Annotated in this window: 17 protein-coding genes; 8 read left to right on the top strand and 9 right to left on the bottom strand. The window is 61.6% G+C overall.

Annotated elements, in window-relative coordinates; genetic code table 11:
• Window positions 1-20: 20 nt before the first annotated feature.
• Entirely contained in the window at window positions 21-977 is a 957-nt protein-coding gene (locus B9Z37_RS02740) for an AEC family transporter (RefSeq protein ID WP_108311486.1), read from the top strand.
• 14 nt (window positions 978-991) lie between these two features.
• On the opposite strand, the gene pdxH is transcribed toward B9Z37_RS02740, so the two are convergent.
• Together pdxH and B9Z37_RS02730 are read right to left on the bottom strand one after the other, a co-directional pair.
• Complete coding sequence (gene pdxH, locus B9Z37_RS02735; protein WP_108311485.1) at window positions 992-1,624, bottom strand: pyridoxamine 5'-phosphate oxidase; 633 nt, start codon at window positions 1,622-1,624, stop codon at window positions 992-994.
• A 73-nt stretch (window positions 1,625-1,697) separates the two neighbouring features.
• Window positions 1,698-2,243: a gamma-glutamylcyclotransferase gene (locus B9Z37_RS02730; RefSeq protein WP_407067218.1), complete on the bottom strand. Its 546-nt coding sequence runs from the start codon at window positions 2,241-2,243 to the stop codon at window positions 1,698-1,700.
• 123 nt (window positions 2,244-2,366) lie between these two features.
• On the opposite strand from B9Z37_RS02730, the gene B9Z37_RS02725 reads away from it, so the two are divergent.
• The 3 genes from B9Z37_RS02725 to eda all read left to right on the top strand — a co-directional run bounded on the left by B9Z37_RS02725 (window position 2,367) and on the right by eda (window position 5,254).
• Window positions 2,367-2,606 (top strand): hypothetical protein, encoded by a 240-nt coding sequence (locus tag B9Z37_RS02725; RefSeq protein WP_108311483.1) that lies wholly within the window; start codon window positions 2,367-2,369, stop codon window positions 2,604-2,606.
• Between the two features lie 168 nt (window positions 2,607-2,774).
• The gene (gene edd, locus B9Z37_RS02720) at window positions 2,775-4,616 is read left to right on the top strand and encodes a phosphogluconate dehydratase (RefSeq protein WP_108311482.1); all 1,842 of its coding nucleotides are present in this window, start codon (window positions 2,775-2,777) and stop codon (window positions 4,614-4,616) included.
• Window positions 4,607-5,254 (top strand): bifunctional 4-hydroxy-2-oxoglutarate aldolase/2-dehydro-3-deoxy-phosphogluconate aldolase, encoded by a 648-nt coding sequence (eda, locus tag B9Z37_RS02715; protein WP_108311481.1) that lies wholly within the window; start codon window positions 4,607-4,609, stop codon window positions 5,252-5,254. The genes edd and eda overlap by 10 nt, the downstream gene beginning before the upstream one ends.
• Window positions 5,255-5,598: 344 nt before the next feature.
• Here the strand turns inward: eda and gloA are convergent, their stop codons facing one another.
• Window positions 5,599-6,009: a lactoylglutathione lyase gene (gene gloA / locus B9Z37_RS02710; protein ID WP_108311480.1), complete on the bottom strand. Its 411-nt coding sequence runs from the start codon at window positions 6,007-6,009 to the stop codon at window positions 5,599-5,601.
• Window positions 6,006-6,572 (bottom strand): PaaI family thioesterase, encoded by a 567-nt coding sequence (locus B9Z37_RS02705; RefSeq protein WP_108311479.1) that lies wholly within the window; start codon window positions 6,570-6,572, stop codon window positions 6,006-6,008. The genes gloA and B9Z37_RS02705 overlap by 4 nt, the downstream gene beginning before the upstream one ends.
• A gap of 225 nt (window positions 6,573-6,797) precedes the next feature.
• On the opposite strand from B9Z37_RS02705, the gene B9Z37_RS02700 reads away from it, so the two are divergent.
• The 4 genes from B9Z37_RS02700 to B9Z37_RS02685 are packed head-to-tail and all read left to right on the top strand — an operon-like array spanning window position 6,798 to window position 9,743.
• A complete protein-coding gene (locus B9Z37_RS02700; protein WP_108311478.1) occupies window positions 6,798-7,175 on the top strand; it encodes a VOC family protein in 378 nt (125 codons plus the stop codon).
• Window positions 7,172-8,050, top strand: a complete 879-nt coding sequence (locus B9Z37_RS02695; protein WP_108311477.1) for a PA4780 family RIO1-like protein kinase — start codon at window positions 7,172-7,174, stop codon at window positions 8,048-8,050. The genes B9Z37_RS02700 and B9Z37_RS02695 overlap by 4 nt, the downstream gene beginning before the upstream one ends.
• A gap of 26 nt (window positions 8,051-8,076) precedes the next feature.
• Window positions 8,077-8,835 carry a tRNA-uridine aminocarboxypropyltransferase gene (locus tag B9Z37_RS02690; protein WP_108311876.1) on the top strand — a complete coding sequence of 253 codons (759 nt, stop codon included), beginning with the start codon at window positions 8,077-8,079 and terminating at the stop codon, window positions 8,833-8,835.
• A 29-nt stretch (window positions 8,836-8,864) separates the two neighbouring features.
• Window positions 8,865-9,743, top strand: coding sequence for a pirin family protein (locus B9Z37_RS02685; RefSeq protein WP_240606597.1), 879 nt, complete (start codon window positions 8,865-8,867; stop codon window positions 9,741-9,743).
• Window positions 9,744-9,850: 107 nt separating this feature from the next.
• On the opposite strand, the gene B9Z37_RS02680 is transcribed toward B9Z37_RS02685, so the two are convergent.
• The 5 genes from B9Z37_RS02680 to B9Z37_RS02655 all read right to left on the bottom strand — a co-directional run bounded on the left by B9Z37_RS02680 (window position 9,851) and on the right by B9Z37_RS02655 (window position 15,389).
• The gene (locus B9Z37_RS02680; protein WP_108311475.1) at window positions 9,851-10,516 is read right to left on the bottom strand and encodes a 2-dehydro-3-deoxy-6-phosphogalactonate aldolase; all 666 of its coding nucleotides are present in this window, start codon (window positions 10,514-10,516) and stop codon (window positions 9,851-9,853) included.
• Window positions 10,513-11,415 (bottom strand): 2-dehydro-3-deoxygalactonokinase, encoded by a 903-nt coding sequence (locus B9Z37_RS02675; RefSeq protein ID WP_108311875.1) that lies wholly within the window; start codon window positions 11,413-11,415, stop codon window positions 10,513-10,515. Before B9Z37_RS02675 ends, B9Z37_RS02680 begins: the two co-directional genes overlap by 4 nt.
• Window positions 11,416-11,417: 2 nt before the next feature.
• Window positions 11,418-12,386: a sugar kinase gene (locus B9Z37_RS02670; protein WP_108311474.1), complete on the bottom strand. Its 969-nt coding sequence runs from the start codon at window positions 12,384-12,386 to the stop codon at window positions 11,418-11,420.
• Complete coding sequence (gene denD / locus B9Z37_RS02665) at window positions 12,383-13,387, bottom strand: D-erythronate dehydrogenase (RefSeq protein WP_108311473.1); 1,005 nt, start codon at window positions 13,385-13,387, stop codon at window positions 12,383-12,385. Before denD ends, B9Z37_RS02670 begins: the two co-directional genes overlap by 4 nt.
• Window positions 13,388-13,652: 265 nt before the next feature.
• Complete coding sequence (locus tag B9Z37_RS02655; protein WP_108311471.1) at window positions 13,653-15,389, bottom strand: IlvD/Edd family dehydratase; 1,737 nt, start codon at window positions 15,387-15,389, stop codon at window positions 13,653-13,655.
• Window positions 15,390-15,544: the final 155 nt, after the last annotated feature.

Below are 15,544 nucleotides of genomic sequence, written 5' to 3'. Positions count from 1 at the left end.
GTCAACGGGATAATCGGGGCATGAACCTTGATCATCCCGTTTTGTCGTCATTGCTGCCCGTGGTGTTGCTGATCTTGATTGGCTTTGTGGCGGGCAAGGCCAAGCTCGTGCGCGGCGAGTCGGTGCGCGACTTGTCCAATCTGGTTTTTTTGGTGCTGACCCAAGCGCTCTTATTTCGCACCATGAGCAGCGTGCGCATTGAGCAGCTGGATTTCAAACCCGTGGCGCAGTATTTCCTGGTGGCAGGGGCCTTGTTTGTCACCATGCTCTGGCTCTATGGTCGTAACAGCCGCGCTTCGGTGCTGGCATTGGCCAGTATTTTCAGCAACACCTTGATGATCGGCGTGCCCTTGATCGGCTTGGCCTATGGGCAAGAGGGGCAGGTGTTGCTGTTCACCTTGATCTCATTGCACGCCTTGGTCTTGCTGAGTGCGGCCACGCTGGTGCTGGAGTTGCAAGTCGCCAGCGAGCACGCCGCTCTGTCCGGCGAGCGCCGCGCTGTTTGGCGCACAGTGGCGTCTGCGGTGCGCAACGCCATCATTCACCCCGTGCCTTTGCCGATTCTGGTGGGTTTGGTCTATGCCCAGACCGGCTGGGGCTTGCACCCGGTGGTGGACCGACCTTTGGCCTTGCTGGGCAGTGCTTTTGGTCCGATTGCTTTGGTGCTGGTGGGCATCACGCTGTCACAAACGCCGATCGGCAAACAGTTCATGTCTGCCCTGAAATTGTCTTTGGTTAAAACCGTCGTCCATCCTGCGCTCATGCTGGCGGTGGGCTGGTTGCTGGGTTTGCGCGGGCTGCATTTGGCCGTGATGACGGTGGCGGCGGCTTTGCCCATCGGGGCCAATGTCTTTTTGTTCTCGCAGCGCTACCGCAAAGAAGAAGACGCGGTCACTGCGGGCGTGGCCGTGTCCACCGCGATGGCCGTGGTGAGCGTGACGGCGGTCATGGCGGTCTTGCCTATGTTGCCGGCCTGACTGTTGTCGCTGGTTCAGGGGGCCAGGCGCTCGCGCAACCACTGGCCGCCATCTTGCGTGTAACGCAGGCGATCGTGCAGGCGGCTCTTGCGTCCTTGCCAGAATTGCCATTGGTCGGGCACCAAGCGGTAGCCGCCCCAGTGCGGCGGGCGAGGCGGTTGCAGCATGAACTGCGCGGCGTATTTGGCGGCGTTGGTCACCAGCACGGTGCGGCCGTCGATCACTTGGCTTTGGGGTGAGGCCCAAGCGCCGATGCGCGAGTCCAGTGGGCGGCTGTGGAAGTAGGTATCGCTTTCTTCGTCGCTGACTTTTTCAACCCGGCCCTCAATGCGCACCACCCGTTCCAGCTCGACCCAGTGAAACTGCAGCGCCGCAAAGGGATTGCCTGCCAACTCCTGGCCTTTTTGGCTGGCGTAGTTGGTGTACCAAACGATGCCGCGCTCGTCATAGCCCTTGATCAGCACCACCCGTGTGCTGGGACGCAGGTTGCTGGCCACGGTGGCCAGCGTCATGGCGTTGGGCTCAGGCACTTCGGCGGCAATGGCTTCTTGCAGCCATTGCTCAAATTGCTGGAGCGGGTTGGCGTGGGAGGCGTTTTCGTTGAGCTCGGCTTTTTCGTAGCTCTTGCGCAGGTCGGCGATGTTCATGCTGCAAGTATAGGCAGCGGCTTGGGCGCCGCATTGCGCGAGGTCATTCAGGACCGCAAAGCGTCAGGGCTTGTCAGTCGGCATGGCGCAGCAAGTTGGCCAGGGCCCGGTCTTCGATGCCATGGGCCTGCAAACTGCGGTAGGTCTGCAAGGCATAGTCCAGCGTGGTGCCAAAGCGTCCGCTGGCCTGGCGAAAGATTTGCTGGTAAGTCTCTGCTGGCAAGTCACCCGTGAAGCTGGGACTGCTGCGGGGCAAGGTGAAGGTCAATGCTTTAACGGGTCCATTGGGGGTGGCGCAGGGCAGCCAGTTGGGGGTGTAAACGTCCATGGGCATTTCTCGGGCCCAAAGCCGTGTCAGCACTTCATCGGTCTGGTCTTTGGCGATGCGATAAACCACTCCCTGGCAGCTGCCGCCGGGCAAGAGGGCAAACACCAACCCTGGGCATTCGGGACTGCCCCGGTTCAAACGGCTCCACATTTTGAGTGCGCGATGCCAGCCCCAGACTTTGGTGGTGTGCTGTTCTTCGGCCTCAAATTCTGGGCGCCACAGCAAAGAGGCGTAGCCAAAGACCCACAAGTCTTGGCCCTTCGCGCATTGGGCGCGAAAGCGCTCCAGCAAGTCGGTTTGAAATGCCGTGGCCTCCTCAGGGCAAGCAGGGCGCTTTTCTGTTTGGGTGAAGCTGTCAGTCATGTGCAAAGAGGCCCTATTACAATCTCGCCACTATTTTCGGAGAAAACAAACATGTCGACCCCTCAAGATGACAATCAACCCGTAGTTTGGGCTGTTCTGGTGGCTGTGATCGTGCTGGCCATTGGCTTGGCCGTCGGTTTTGGCATTGCCAAGAGCAAAAAAGCCGCACCTACAGCCCCCGCTGCTGTCGCGGCCCCCGCTGCCGAAGCCTCTGCACCCATGGCTGATGCGTCTGCACCCGCTGGCGCTGCTGCTGGTGCACCAGCCGCTGACGCTTCTGCTGCCAAGTGATTCGGCGTGTAACGCACTGAAAACCCGCTGCGGCGGGTTTTTTTGCGTCTGCTGGCTTATGCCTACGAGTTGTACCCAGTCTGTAACCGCCCAAACGCACCAAAACGGGGGAACACGGTTACCATCGGTCATGTAATTTAGTTACCACGTCTGCCCAGACGTCAAAACATGACACTTCATCCGATTTTGGCCGCCGTCACCGCCCGCATCACCGAGCGCAGCCGCCCGACCCGCCAGGCTTATTTGCAGCAGGTGGATGCCGCTGCCCAACGCGACCCCGGTGCCCAGCGCCTGGGCTGCGCCAACGTGGCCCACGCCTTTGCCGCCATGCCTGAGGGCGACAAAAGCCACGCCACCGCCTTGGACAAAATCAAAGTGGTCGCCCCGCGTGCGCCCAACATCGGCATCGTCAACGCCTACAACGACCTGCTCTCGGCCCACGCCCCGCTGCAACACTACCCCGACCTCATCAAGGACGAAGCGCGCAAGCTGGGTGCCACCGCCCAAGTGGCCGGGGGCGTGCCCGCCATGTGCGACGGCGTGACCCAAGGCACACCGGGCATGGAGCTGAGCCTGTTCAGCCGCGACGTGATCGCCATGGCCACGGCGGTCTCGCTCAGCCACGATGTGTTTGACGCGGCCCTGATGCTGGGCGTGTGCGACAAGATCGTGCCGGGTTTGTTGATTGGTGCTTTGCAGTTTGGCCACTTGCCCACCGTGTTTGTGCCCGCAGGCCCCATGACCAGCGGCCTGTCCAACAACGAAAAATCCAAGGTGCGTGAACAAGCCGCATTGGGCTTGGTGGGGCGGCCCGAGTTGCTGGAGGCCGAGTCCAAGGCCTACCACGGCGAAGGCACTTGCACTTTTTACGGCACGGCCAACAGCAACCAAATGCTGCTCGAAGCCATGGGCCTGCATGTGCCGGGCACGGCTTTCATCAACCCGGCCGAAGGCGTACGCCAAGAGCTGACCCGCGAAGCTGCCCGCACCGTGCTGGACTTGGTCAAAGCCAAGAATTTCACCCCCATTGGCCGTTTGGTCGACGAGCGCTGCATCGTCAACGCCATGGTCGCTTTGCTGGCCACGGGCGGCTCGACCAACCATTTGATTCATTGGGTGGCGGTGGCGCGTGCGGCGGGCATCGTGATCGATTGGGACGACTTCTCTGCCTTGTCGGATGTGGTGCCGCTGCTCACCCGCGTGTACCCCAACGGCAGCGCCGATGTGAACCAGTTCCAGGCCGCTGGTGGCCCGGGCTATGTGATCCGCGAACTGCTCGATGCGTGTCTGATGCACGCCGATGTGCTGACGGTGCGTCCGGGTGGTCTGCGTGAATTCACCCGCATTCCGTCTGCACAAAATGGCCAGCTGGTCTGGCATGAGGCCGGGGCCAGCAAAGACGACACCGTGGTGCGCCCCGCGACCAGCCCTTTCAGCGTCACGGGTGGCCTGAAATTGCTGCAAGGCAATCTGGGCCGCAGCGTGATCAAGATTTCTGCGGTGCCCGATGAATTGCATGTGATCGAAGCCCCGGCCCGCGTGTTCAGTTCGCAAGACGAGTTGCACGCCGCTTTCAAGGCCGGCGAGCTGGACCGTGATCTGGTCTGCGTGGTGCGCTGGCAAGGCCCGCAAGCCAATGGCATGCCCGAGCTGCACAAACTCACCCCGCCGCTGGCCGTGCTGCAAGGCAAGGGCTTCAAGGTGGCGCTGGTCACCGATGGCCGCATGAGCGGCGCGTCGGGCAAAGTGCCTGCGGCCATCCATGTGTCGCCCGAAGCCGCAGCCGGTGGACCGCTGGCCAAGGTGCAAGACGGTGATTTGATTCGCCTCGATGGCGTGGCGGGCACCCTGCAGGTGCTGGTGAGCGAGGCCGAATGGGCCGCCCGCCCGCTGGCCCAAATGCCTGCCGAGCTGCGTGCCGCCAACGGCGTGGGCATGGGCCGTGAACTGTTTGCCAACCTGCGCCGCAACGCGCTCAAAGCCGAAGAAGGAGCCTGCACATGGCTGTGAATCTGAATGGAAATCTGACTGCCCTGCAAGTCATGCAAGACGCCCCCGTGATCCCCGTGATCGTCTTGAACGACGTGGCCCACGCCGTGCCCATGGCCCGCGCCTTGGTGGCGGGCGGCATCCGCATGCTGGAGGTGACCCTGCGCACCCCGCAGGCGCTGGCCTGCATGGAAGCGATCGCCAAAGAAGTGCCTGGCGCGGTGGTCGGCGCCGGTACGGTGCGCAGCCCGGCGGACGCTGCAGCGGCGGCCAAGGCCGGTGCCCGTTTCGCGGTCAGCCCCGGCTACACCCGTGCTGTGGGCCAGGCCTGCCGCGACCTCGGTTTGTCGCTCTTACCCGGCGTGGCAACCGGCAGCGAAATCATGATGGCCCAAGAAGACGGCTACACCGAACTCAAATTCTTCCCCGCCATGCAGGCGGGTGGCCCCGCCATGCTCAAAGCCTGGAGCGGTCCGTTCTTTGATGTGAAGTTTTGTCCCACGGGTGGCGTCACGCAACAAAACGCCAACGATCTGCTGAGCTTGCCCAATGTGGCCTGTGTCGGCGGCTCTTGGTTGGTGCCTGCCGATGCGCTGGCCAATGGCGACTGGGCCCGCATCGAAGCCTTGGCCCGCGAGGCGAGCCAGCTGCCGCGCTGATTCTCGTTTTGTCATACCCGGCTTGACCGGGTATCCACGGCGCTCGAAGGCATGGACCCCCGATCAAGTCGGGGGTGACGCTCCTCCGAGAACGTCGGTGTTCGTCATAACTGCCTTGATCGCTCACCTTGGGTTTGTCATACCCGGCTTGACCGGGTATCCACGGAGGTCGAAGGCATGGACCCCCGATCAGGTCGGGGGTGACGTTCCTCCGAGGACGTCGGGGTTCGTCATAACTGCCTTGATCGCTCACCTTGGGTTTGTCATACCCGGCTTGACCGGGTATCCACGGAGGTCGAAGGCATGGACCCCCGATCAGGCCGGGGGTGACTGGGGTTCTGGGTTCAGCGCAGCCCTTGCCCACCCGCAAACTCTGCCCGCTGGATCAATTCGATCTTGTAGCCATCGGGGTCGGTCACAAAGGCAATGACCGTGGTGCCGCCCTTGACCGGGCCGGGCTCGCGGGTCACGTTGCCGCCAGCGGCTTTGATCTTCTCGCAAGCGGCATACGCATCGGGCACGCCCAAGGCAATGTGGCCGTAGGCCGTGCCCATGTCGTAGCTTTCCACGCCCCAGTTGTGGGTCAGCTCGATTTCGGCATGGTCCGGGTTGCTGCCGTAGCCCACAAAGGCCAGCGAGTATTTGTACTCGGGGTTTTCAGAGGTGCGCAGCAGTTTCATGCCCAGCACCTGGGTATAAAAATCGATCGAGCGTTGCAGGTTGCCCACGCGCAGCATGGTGTGGAGGAGTCTCATGTTCGGGTTCCGGTGGTGGCTGAAGTGGGCATGTCAAACACCAGGCAGGCGGTGCTCGCATGGGCATAGAGTGTGCCATCCGGTCCGACCAATCGCGCTTCGGCGGTGGCCAGCTGGCGGCCGCAGTGCACCACCTGGCCGATGGCCCGAACGCGCTGCACGTTGGGCGTGAGGGCTTTGACCAGTTTCACGCTCAGATCGGCCGTGGTGTAGCCGCGTCCCGGCGGCATCATGGTGTGCACAGCGCAGCCCAGCGCCGAGTCGAGCAGGGTGGCAAACCAGCCGCCATGCACCGTGCCCAGTGGGTTCATGTGGTTCAAGCCAGGCGCGCCCTGAAAAATCGCCTGACCCGGGCTGACCTCAATCAGCACAAAGTCGAGGGTTTTGGCGATGCTGGCGTAGGGCAGCTCCCCGCTGAGCAGGCCTTGCATGACCTCCAGGCCGGTTTTGCCTGCGATTTGCTCGCGTGTGGCCACGCCGGGGCCTGCACCGGCATCGAGGCGGGTTCGTATGGCTTGCTCTTGCGCCAGCCAGGTGTCGAGCAGCTTGGTAGGTGTGTTCAAAGTCGTGTCCAGATCAAAAAACAGGTTTCAGGGCTTTGCGGCCGTTGCGCGGGGTGATGATTTCACCGTGACCCTCACGGTCATCATGAGCTTGCCGCAGGCCGGACGTCCATGGCAACCACATTGGCGACTTGCGGGTGGGTGTTCATGGCCTTTGCAGCCCGTGCTTCAAGTAACATCGCTTGGATTCAATTCGCCCGATACCGGGTTCTAACGGAGAAAGCCATGTTCAGCCATGTGATGTTGGGTGTGAATGACCTCGAGGTTTCGAAAAAGTTTTACGACGCCATGCTGGGCACCTTGGGCTATGGCCCTGGGGTGGCCAACAAAAACCGTTATTTCTACCGCAGCCCCACCGGCACCTTTGCCATCACCACGCCCATCAACGGCGAACCCGCATGCCATGGCAATGGCAGCACGATCGGTTTCACGGTGCAGTCCGCAGAGCAGGGTGATGCCTTCCATGCGGCGGGTGTGGCCAATGGCGGCAGCACTTGCGAAGACCCCCCTGGTTTCCGTGAAACCCCTGCAGGCAAGCTGTACCTGGCTTACTTGCGCGATCCCGACGGCAACAAAATTTGCGCCTTGCACCGTCCTGGATGAAGGCACCTCCCAGACTTCAGACCCTGGTTGAAGAGGGCCTGATCGACACCGTGGTGCGCCAACTCATGAGTGGCAAGGAGGCCATGGTGTTCGTGGTGCGCTGCGGGGAAGAGACCCGCTGCGCCAAGATTTACAAAGAGGCCACGCACCGCAGTTTTCGGCAAGCGGTGGATTACACCGAAAACCGCAAGGTCAAAAACTCGCGCTCGGCCCGCGCCATGGCAAAGGGCAGCAAGTTTGGCCGTCAAGAACAAGAAGCCGCCTGGCAAAGTGCCGAGGTCGATGCGCTGTACCGCCTGGCCGCAGCCGGTGTGCGCGTGCCCCGGCCCTTTAACTTTTTTGACGGCGTGTTGCTCATGGAGCTGGTCACCGATGCGCAGGGTGATGCCGCCCCGCGCCTGAACGATGTGGCCTTCACGCCCGAGCAAGCCCTGCAACACCACGCCACCTTGATTGGCGAAGTGGTGCGCATGCTGTGCGCGGGCGTGGTGCATGGCGATCTGTCAGAGTTCAATATTCTGCTGGCGCACATGCCTGGCGAAGGCGATCTGCCCGGTGTGGACGAGCCGGTCATCATCGACTTGCCGCAAGCGGTAGACGCTGCAGGCAACAACCACGCACAGCGCATGCTGCTGCGCGATGTGGGCAACCTGCGTGACTTCTTTGGGCAGTTCGCGCCTGTGTTGCGACAGACTGAATACGGCCCCGAAATCTGGAGCCTGTACCAAGCCGGTTTGCTGAGCAACGAGACACCGCTGACCGGCCGCTTCGAGCGTTCGACTGCCGATGTGGACATGCAGGCCGTGCTGCGCGAAATCGACGATGCGCGCGACGAAGAAGCGGCCCGCCGATTGCGCATGGCCACGTCGGTTTGAGGTTGGCCATTTTGTCTGCGCCATACATGACTGTCACCGTGACCCAGCCAGCTTCACTGATTCAGCCGCACGCCGTCTCGCGCCTGCGCAGCGAGCGCCTGGCCCGCAGCGCCAAACCCTTTTTGGCGCGTGGCGGCATCAAGGGCGAGCGCTGCCCGGGCTGCCGCCTGGTGCCCAGCCATTGCCTGTGCGCACTGCGCCCCGAGGTGCCCACGCAATCGGGCATGTGTCTGCTCATGGCCGACATTGAACCGCTCAAACCCAGCAACACCGGCTGGCTGATCGCCGATGTGGTGCAGAGCACCTTTGCTTTTGGCTGGGCCCGCACCGAGGTCGACCCTGCTTTGCTGGCGCTGCTGGCCGATCCGCAGTGGCAACCGTATGTGGTGTTTCCGGGCGATTTTGTGGAGCCCGAACGCGTGGTGCATGAAGTGGTGCTCACTCATCAGGAGAAGCGTCCACTGTTCATCTTTCTGGATGCCACTTGGCCCGAAGCCCGCAAGATGTTTCGCAAAAGCCCTTACCTGAACACCTTGCCGGTATTGAGCTTGAATCCCGATCAAGTCTCGCGCTACAAGCTGCGTCGTTCGCGCCGGGATGACCACTTTTGCACCAGCGAGGTCGCATCGCTGTGCCTGGCTCTGGCGGGCGAAGCCCATGCTGGACTCGTGCTGGAGGCTTGGCTTCAGGTGTACACCCACCATTACCTGCAAGCCAAACACCAACTGCCGCCCGATTGGCAAGGTGTTGCACATTCACAGTTGAGTGCATTGAATCGGGTTTGACCCTTTGCGGTCGTTGAAAGGAAATCGTTGTGTCCCATACCCCATCTCACCCAGCCGTTTTGAACTCGCGCAATGTTGAGCGCTTGGTCATCGGTCAAGCCACTTCCGACGGCGCGGGCGTCAAGCTCAGCCGAATCCTCACGCAAGACCTGCAACAGCGGCTGGACCCGTTTTTGATGCTCGATGCGTTTGGCAGCGACAAGCCGGATGACTACATTGCCGGTTTTCCGGATCATCCACACCGTGGCTTTGAAACGGTGACCTACATGATCGCCGGGCGCATGCTGCACCGGGACAGTGCCGGTCACGAAGGCCTGCTGCAAAACGGCGGCGTGCAGTGGATGACCGCGGGCAAGGGCGTGATCCACTCTGAAATTCCGCAACAGGACGAGGGGGTGATGGAGGGCTTTCAGCTGTGGCTCAACCTGCACAGCAGCGAAAAAATGAAGACCCCTTGGTACCGGGATTTTCAGAACGACCAACTGCCCAAATTGCAAACGCCCGAAGGCGTACAGGTCACGGTGATCGCTGGCGCCAGCCATGGTGTGCAGGGTGCCGTGACCCGTGACATCACCCAGCCGATTTATCTGGATGTGCACATGCCTGAACGCTCGCGTTTTGAGCAGGCGCTGCCTGCGGGGCACAACGCCTTCATCTATGTGTACCGGGGGGAAGTCCGCATCGGCGCTCAGGCGGTGCCTGTTCAACGCATGGCCATTTTGGCCAACACCCCGCAGACCGATGGTGTGGTGATCGAGGCCAACGACGATGCCAAACTGATCCTGGTGGCGGGCCAGCCCCTGAAGCAGCCCATCGTGCAATACGGACCGTTTGTGATGAACACCAAGGAAGAGATCTACCAAGCGTTGGCAGATTTCAGGGACGAACGATTGGGAGAGAAGGCCTGAACTGCTTATTTGTCACCTCGGACTTGATCCGGGGTCTATGGGCTTCAGCACGGATGCGGGATCAAGTCCGGCATGACATAGGGTTTGCTGATGGGTGTCTGTGATGTTCAGGCCAACGCAATGCCTTGGTTTTTGAAAGCTCGCACAAACGCCTGCGCCTGTTGTTGCACCGCCTGCACCGATTTCCCTGGTGCGTACAAGGCCGAACCCAAACCAAAGCCGCTGGCCCCGGCGGCGCGGTAAGCGGCCATGTTGTCGGGCGTGATGCCGCCGACCGGCATCAAAGCCGTGTCTTTGGGCAGTACCGCGCGCATGGCCTTGACGGTGGCTGGTGAAATCATCTCGGCAGGGAACAGCTTGAGGCCGTGTGTACCCGCATCGAGCGCTGCAAAGGCTTCGCTGGGCGTGGCCACACCAGGCAGCACCACCATGCCCAGTGCCAGCGCCTGAGTGACAACCGCCAGGTTGAAGTTGGGCGAGACGATCAGGCGGCCACCGGCAGCGTGTACATCTTTGACTTGCTGCGTGTTGAGCACGGTGCCTGCACCGATCAGGGCTTGCGGGAAAAGCTTGGTGAGCGCTGCAATGCTTTCCAAAGGCTCAGGTGAATTCAGCGGCACTTCAATCAGGGCAAAGCCGCTGTCCACCAGTGCCTGGCCGATGGCGGGTGCTTCGGCCGGGGTCAGGCCGCGCAAGATGGCGATCAGGGGCAGTTGAGCCATGGCTTGGGCCAGGGCCTGTTTTGGGGTGGGTGAGGCGTTCAATGTGTTCATGGTTTGTTCGTCAGCTTGGTGGCCAGGGCATGCAGACCCGCCCAAGTGGCCTCGGCCCCCCGACTTTGGCAGGCAATGCCCAGGTGTCGCAGGGCCAGGGTGTAACGCAGCGTGAGGGCGTCGCTGCCAATCAGGATCACCGGCCCTTGCGCTGGGGGCACGTTTTGGTGGCGCAGCTCCTCGCCAATCAGCAGGCCCGACAAATAGCTGGGCAGGACTGCAGCGCTCAGTCGCTCAAACAAACCCAGCGTGCGCACTGCAAATACTTTGTTGAGCACGCTGCCAGCTTGCTGGCTTTGGTCCACGCCTTGCAAGAATGCAGTTTCATCGAAGGTGCCGTTCAAATCCAGGGTCTTGCCCAAAATCGAGTGCTGGCTCAGCAGGGCATAGACCTCGCCGGTCATGAAGGTGCTGAAGCGGGTCACGCGGCCGTGCTCGACTTGCACCCATTTGCTGTGCGTGCCAGGCAGCACCAGTGTGGCGGTGTTGCGCTCGGCCAGTTGCAGCGCACCAAAAAGCTGCACCTCTTCGCCCCGCATCACATCGGGGGTGTTCAGCGTGTCAGGGTTCATGCAGCTCAGGCCTGGTACCAAAGCGATGCGATCGGCTTGCAGCCAGAGCAGGTGCTGGCCCAGTTCGGCAAAGCCTGCAGGGCAAGGGCAGTAGGGCGCTTCTTGCCAGCCTTGACGGCTGCCGGCCATGCCCGAAATCAGGCACAGCGCATGGGGTGCTGCCATCCAGTCGCCAAAGAGTTCGTTGAACACGGCTTCAAATTGGCCCGGTGGAACGGTCAGGATGCCGCGTGCAAACTCACGCGATTCAAGCACCTGGCCTGTTACGCTGAGCCTTGCGCCACGCAACGACGAGGTGCCCCAGTCGATGGCGATCAAAGCCCGCATGCTCATGCTGCCGTGGCTTGAGTGGTCAGCACATTCAGCACGGCATCACGTCGCGGCAGTGGTGCCACCGCGCCGTAGCCTTGCACCGACAAAGACGCGGCGGCATTGGCATAAGCGGTGGCGTCCCACAGGCTGTCGCCTGCGGCCAGGCGTGCCAGCAAATTGCCTGCAAAACAATCGCCTGCACCGGTGGCGTCTACGGCCTGGACCGCATGGCCGGGCACCAGGCGCTGGCTATGACCATCGCTGGCCAGGGCACCTTCGGCCCCGAGCTTGAGCACCACTTGCGCTGCACCTTGGGTGTGACTCCAGTCGATGATGTCTTGCGCTTGCGTGAGGCCGGTGAGCGCTGTCATGTCCTCCAGGCTGGGCAAAAACAGATCGCACAGACTGACCGCGTGACGTATGCAGGCTTGCGCCCGGGCCAGTGGCCACAGCGACAAACGCAGATTGGAGTCGAGTGCCACTCGGGTGCCCGCGGTGCGGGCGTGCTGCATGGCCGCAAAAGCCGTGTCGCAGGCCGATGCCGAAATGGCCAATGAAATGCCCGACAGGTGCAGCCATTGGCTTTGAGCAATGGCCTCGCCCCAATGCTGCACCACATCTTGCGGCTGCATTCGGCTGGCGGCCGATCCGGCTCGGGCATAGCTGAAGTGGTGGCCTTGTGCATCATGGCTGACAAAGTAGATGCCGGTGGGTGCTTGGGCATCGCGCATCACGGTGGTGGTGTCCACGTTTTCGCGCTGCCACAAATCCATGAGGCGGTCGCCCCAGCGGTCTGTACCCAGGCGGCTCAGGTAACCCACTCGCGCACCCGCACGGGCAGCTGCGATGGCGGCGTTGCTGGTGTCGCCCCCAAAGCCTTGCAGGTACAGAGGGGGCTCGTCAAGAGGTTGGTTCTTGGTCTGGTTGAACTCAACCATGGCTTCACCCAGGGCGACGATGTCGAGCGTTTTGATGCGGGTTGTCACGCCAAACCGTTCAGTGCTTCGGCAGGGTAACCGGGCCGGGTTTTGCAATCCTCAATGTATTGCTCGATGATGGCCTCGAAGCTGGCATCGGCACGCAGGCCCAGCGCGTGGGCGCGTTCAAAGGTGCAGCCTTTGGCCCAGTTGTCCACGATGCCTGCGATGCGTTCATCGCGTTCAAACTTCACCCGTGCTCGCACCGCAGGGCCAGCCACTTTTTCAAGTGCGGCGAGCATTTGACCCACGGTCACATTGAGGCCTGGCAGGTTCAGTGCCATGCGGCCACCAATGGCTTCTCTGCTGGCTTCAAACACCGTGATCAGGCCATGGATGGTGGTGCCCGGCGATGACAAAGGGTGCGAGACGCTGGCATCCACCGGGCAGGTGGTGTCCGTGCCTGCCAGAGGCTCGCGGATGATGCCGCTGAAAAACGACGAGGCCGCGCCATTGGGTTTGCCGGGGCGCACCGCCACGGTCATCAGGCGGGCCGAGCGGCCGTCGATGTAGCCCTTGCGGGTGTAGTCGGCCACCATGTATTCGATCATCAGCTTGTGCGTGCCGTAAGACGTTTGTGGCGTGGGCAGGCCGTCGTCGGCCACCAGCGCGGGCATGGGGTTGGCCGCGTCGGGTCCGAACACCGCCACCGAGCTGGCAAACACCATGCGCGAAGCTTTGCCGGAAGCGCGGATGCTGTCGAGCAACAAACGGCTGCTGTCCACGTTCGAGCGCAGGCCCAGGTCAAAGTCGAGCTCGCACTCGCCCGACACGGCTGACGCCAAATGGAACACGCCATCAAAGCCGCTCTTGAACAAATCGCCTTGTTCCAGCATGGGCCCTGCATGGCCTTTCACGCGGGGATCGGCCAGCAAGTCGGCGGGGGCCGGAAACAGGTCGGCGATGACCAGTTCGGTCACGCTTTGGCCGTTCAATTGACCACGTTTCAAAATTTCACGGGCCAGTCGGGCTCCGACAAATCCGGCACCGCCGGTGATCAAAATGCGCATTGAAAATCTCCTGAATGAGGTAACAGATAGGGTCTCTTAAAACCCGGATGTCATGACGAACTTGATTCGGTAGCCCAACCGGGTTGTCATGCTGGACTTGATCCGGAAGCCCAACCGGATTGTCATGCCGGACTTGATCCGGCATCCATGGTGGTGCACAGATGGATCCCGGGTCAAGCCCGGGATGACAAAGCAAGCAGGGCCTGGCATGGCAAAACAAGTTGAGCCCGGGATGACAAATTGAGCGCGCCCCTGGATGGCCATCTCAATGGTTGTCTTTGGGCACGGCCGCGCCGCGCTGGCCGACCAAGAAGTCCATGTCCGCGCCTTCGTCCGCCTGCAACACATGGTCGATGTAGAGCTTCCAGTAGCCCGAGTTCATGGCGGGTGCGGGCTTTTCCCAAAGGGACAAGCGCTTGGCCAGCTCTTCGTCGCTGATGAGCAGTTGCAGTTTGCGCTCGGGCACGTTCAGTTCGATCATGTCGCCGTTTTGCACCACGGCCAGCGGGCCACCGGCGGCCGCTTCGGGCGTGGTGTGCAGCACCACCGTGCCATACGCCGTGCCGCTCATGCGGGCGTCCGAGATGCGCACCATGTCGGTGATGCCTTTGCGCAGCACCTTGGGCGGCAGCGGCATATTGCCCACCTCGGCCATGCCGGGGTAGCCCTTGGGGCCACAGTTCTTCAAAACCAAAATGCAGTTTTCGTCCACATCCAAGCTCTCGTCGTCGATGCGCTTGTGGAAGTCGGTGCTGTCTTCAAACACCACGGCGCGACCGGTGTGCACCATCAGCGAAGGGGTGGCCGCGCTGGGTTTGATGACCGCGCCACGGGGTGCCAGGTTGCCGCGCAAGATGGCGATGCCGGCCTTTTCTTTGAAAGGGGCCTCGAATGTTTTGATGACGCGGGGATCGTAATTCACGGCGCCCGCGATGTTCTCGCTCACGCTTTTTCCGGTCACGGTGATGATGTCTTTATGCAGCAGGTGCTCGATCTCTTTCATGATGACAGGCAAGCCACCGGCGTAGCAGAAGTCCTCCATCAGGTGGTCACCGGAGGGTTGCAAGTTCAAGAGGCAAGGCAGCTCGCTGCCCAGGCGCTCGAAATCATCCACGGTGAGCTTGAGGCCCAAGCGACCTGCAATGGCGATCAGGTGAATCACCGCGTTGGTCGAGCCGCCAATGGCCGCCAGCGTGCGGATGGCGTTTTCAAAGGCTTCGCGGGTCAGCACCTTGCTGATGGTCTGGTCGGTGTGGACCATCTCCACAATGCGACGCCCCGCTTCGCGAGCCAACACATTGCGACGACCGTCTACCGCTGGATAAGTGGCGTTGCCCGGCAGGCCGATGCCCAGGGCTTCGACCATGCTGGCCATGGTGCTGGCCGTGCCCATGGTCATGCAGTGGCCGTGGCTGCGGTGCATGCAGCTTTCGGCCTCAAAAAAGTCTTGCAGTTTCAAGGTCCCAGCACGGACCTGCTCGCTCATGCTCCACACGCCAGTGCCCGAGCCCAATTCTTGCCCGCGCCATTTGCCGTTCAGCATGGGGCCGCCCGACACGCCAATGGTGGGCAAGCCCGCGCTGGACGCGCCCATCAGCAAGGAAGGGGTGGTCTTGTCGCAGCCCATGAGCAGTACCACGCCGTCGATCGGGTTGCCTCGGATGGACTCTTCAACGTCCATGGACGCCAGGTTGCGGTAGAGCATGGCGGTGGGGCGCAGCAAGGTTTCGCCCAGCGACATGACCGGGAATTCGAGCGGGAAGCCACCGGCCTCGTACACGCCGATCTTGACCTGCTCGGCCAGGGTGCGGAAATGCGAGTTGCAGGGCGTGAGTTCACTGAAGGTGTTGCAGATGCCGATGACGGGGCGGCCATCGAACTGGTCGTGCGGCACGCCTTTGCCTTTGACCCAGCTGCGGTAGGCAAAGCCATCGCGGTCTTGACGGCCAAACCATTGCTGGCTGCGGAGTTCTTCGGGTTTTTTGCGTGAATTGGAAGACATGGCAATGAAAGAATGAACGGGTTACAGAAGATATCAATCATATGATGATTGAAAAATTTCATACCCCATGTAAACCCTGTGACACCCGTGGAAACCCTTAACGCCAAACAGGCAAATGCAGGGTTTTCCGCAGGGCTGAACAGGGGTTCATTCAT

It is taken from the genome of Limnohabitans parvus II-B4 (assembly GCF_003063455.1).
GTDB classification, from domain to species: Bacteria; Pseudomonadota; Gammaproteobacteria; order Burkholderiales; family Burkholderiaceae_C; genus Limnohabitans_A; species Limnohabitans_A parvus.
Note: the sequence above shows the minus strand (reverse complement) of the source record. Positions and strands in the feature narration are given on the sequence as shown.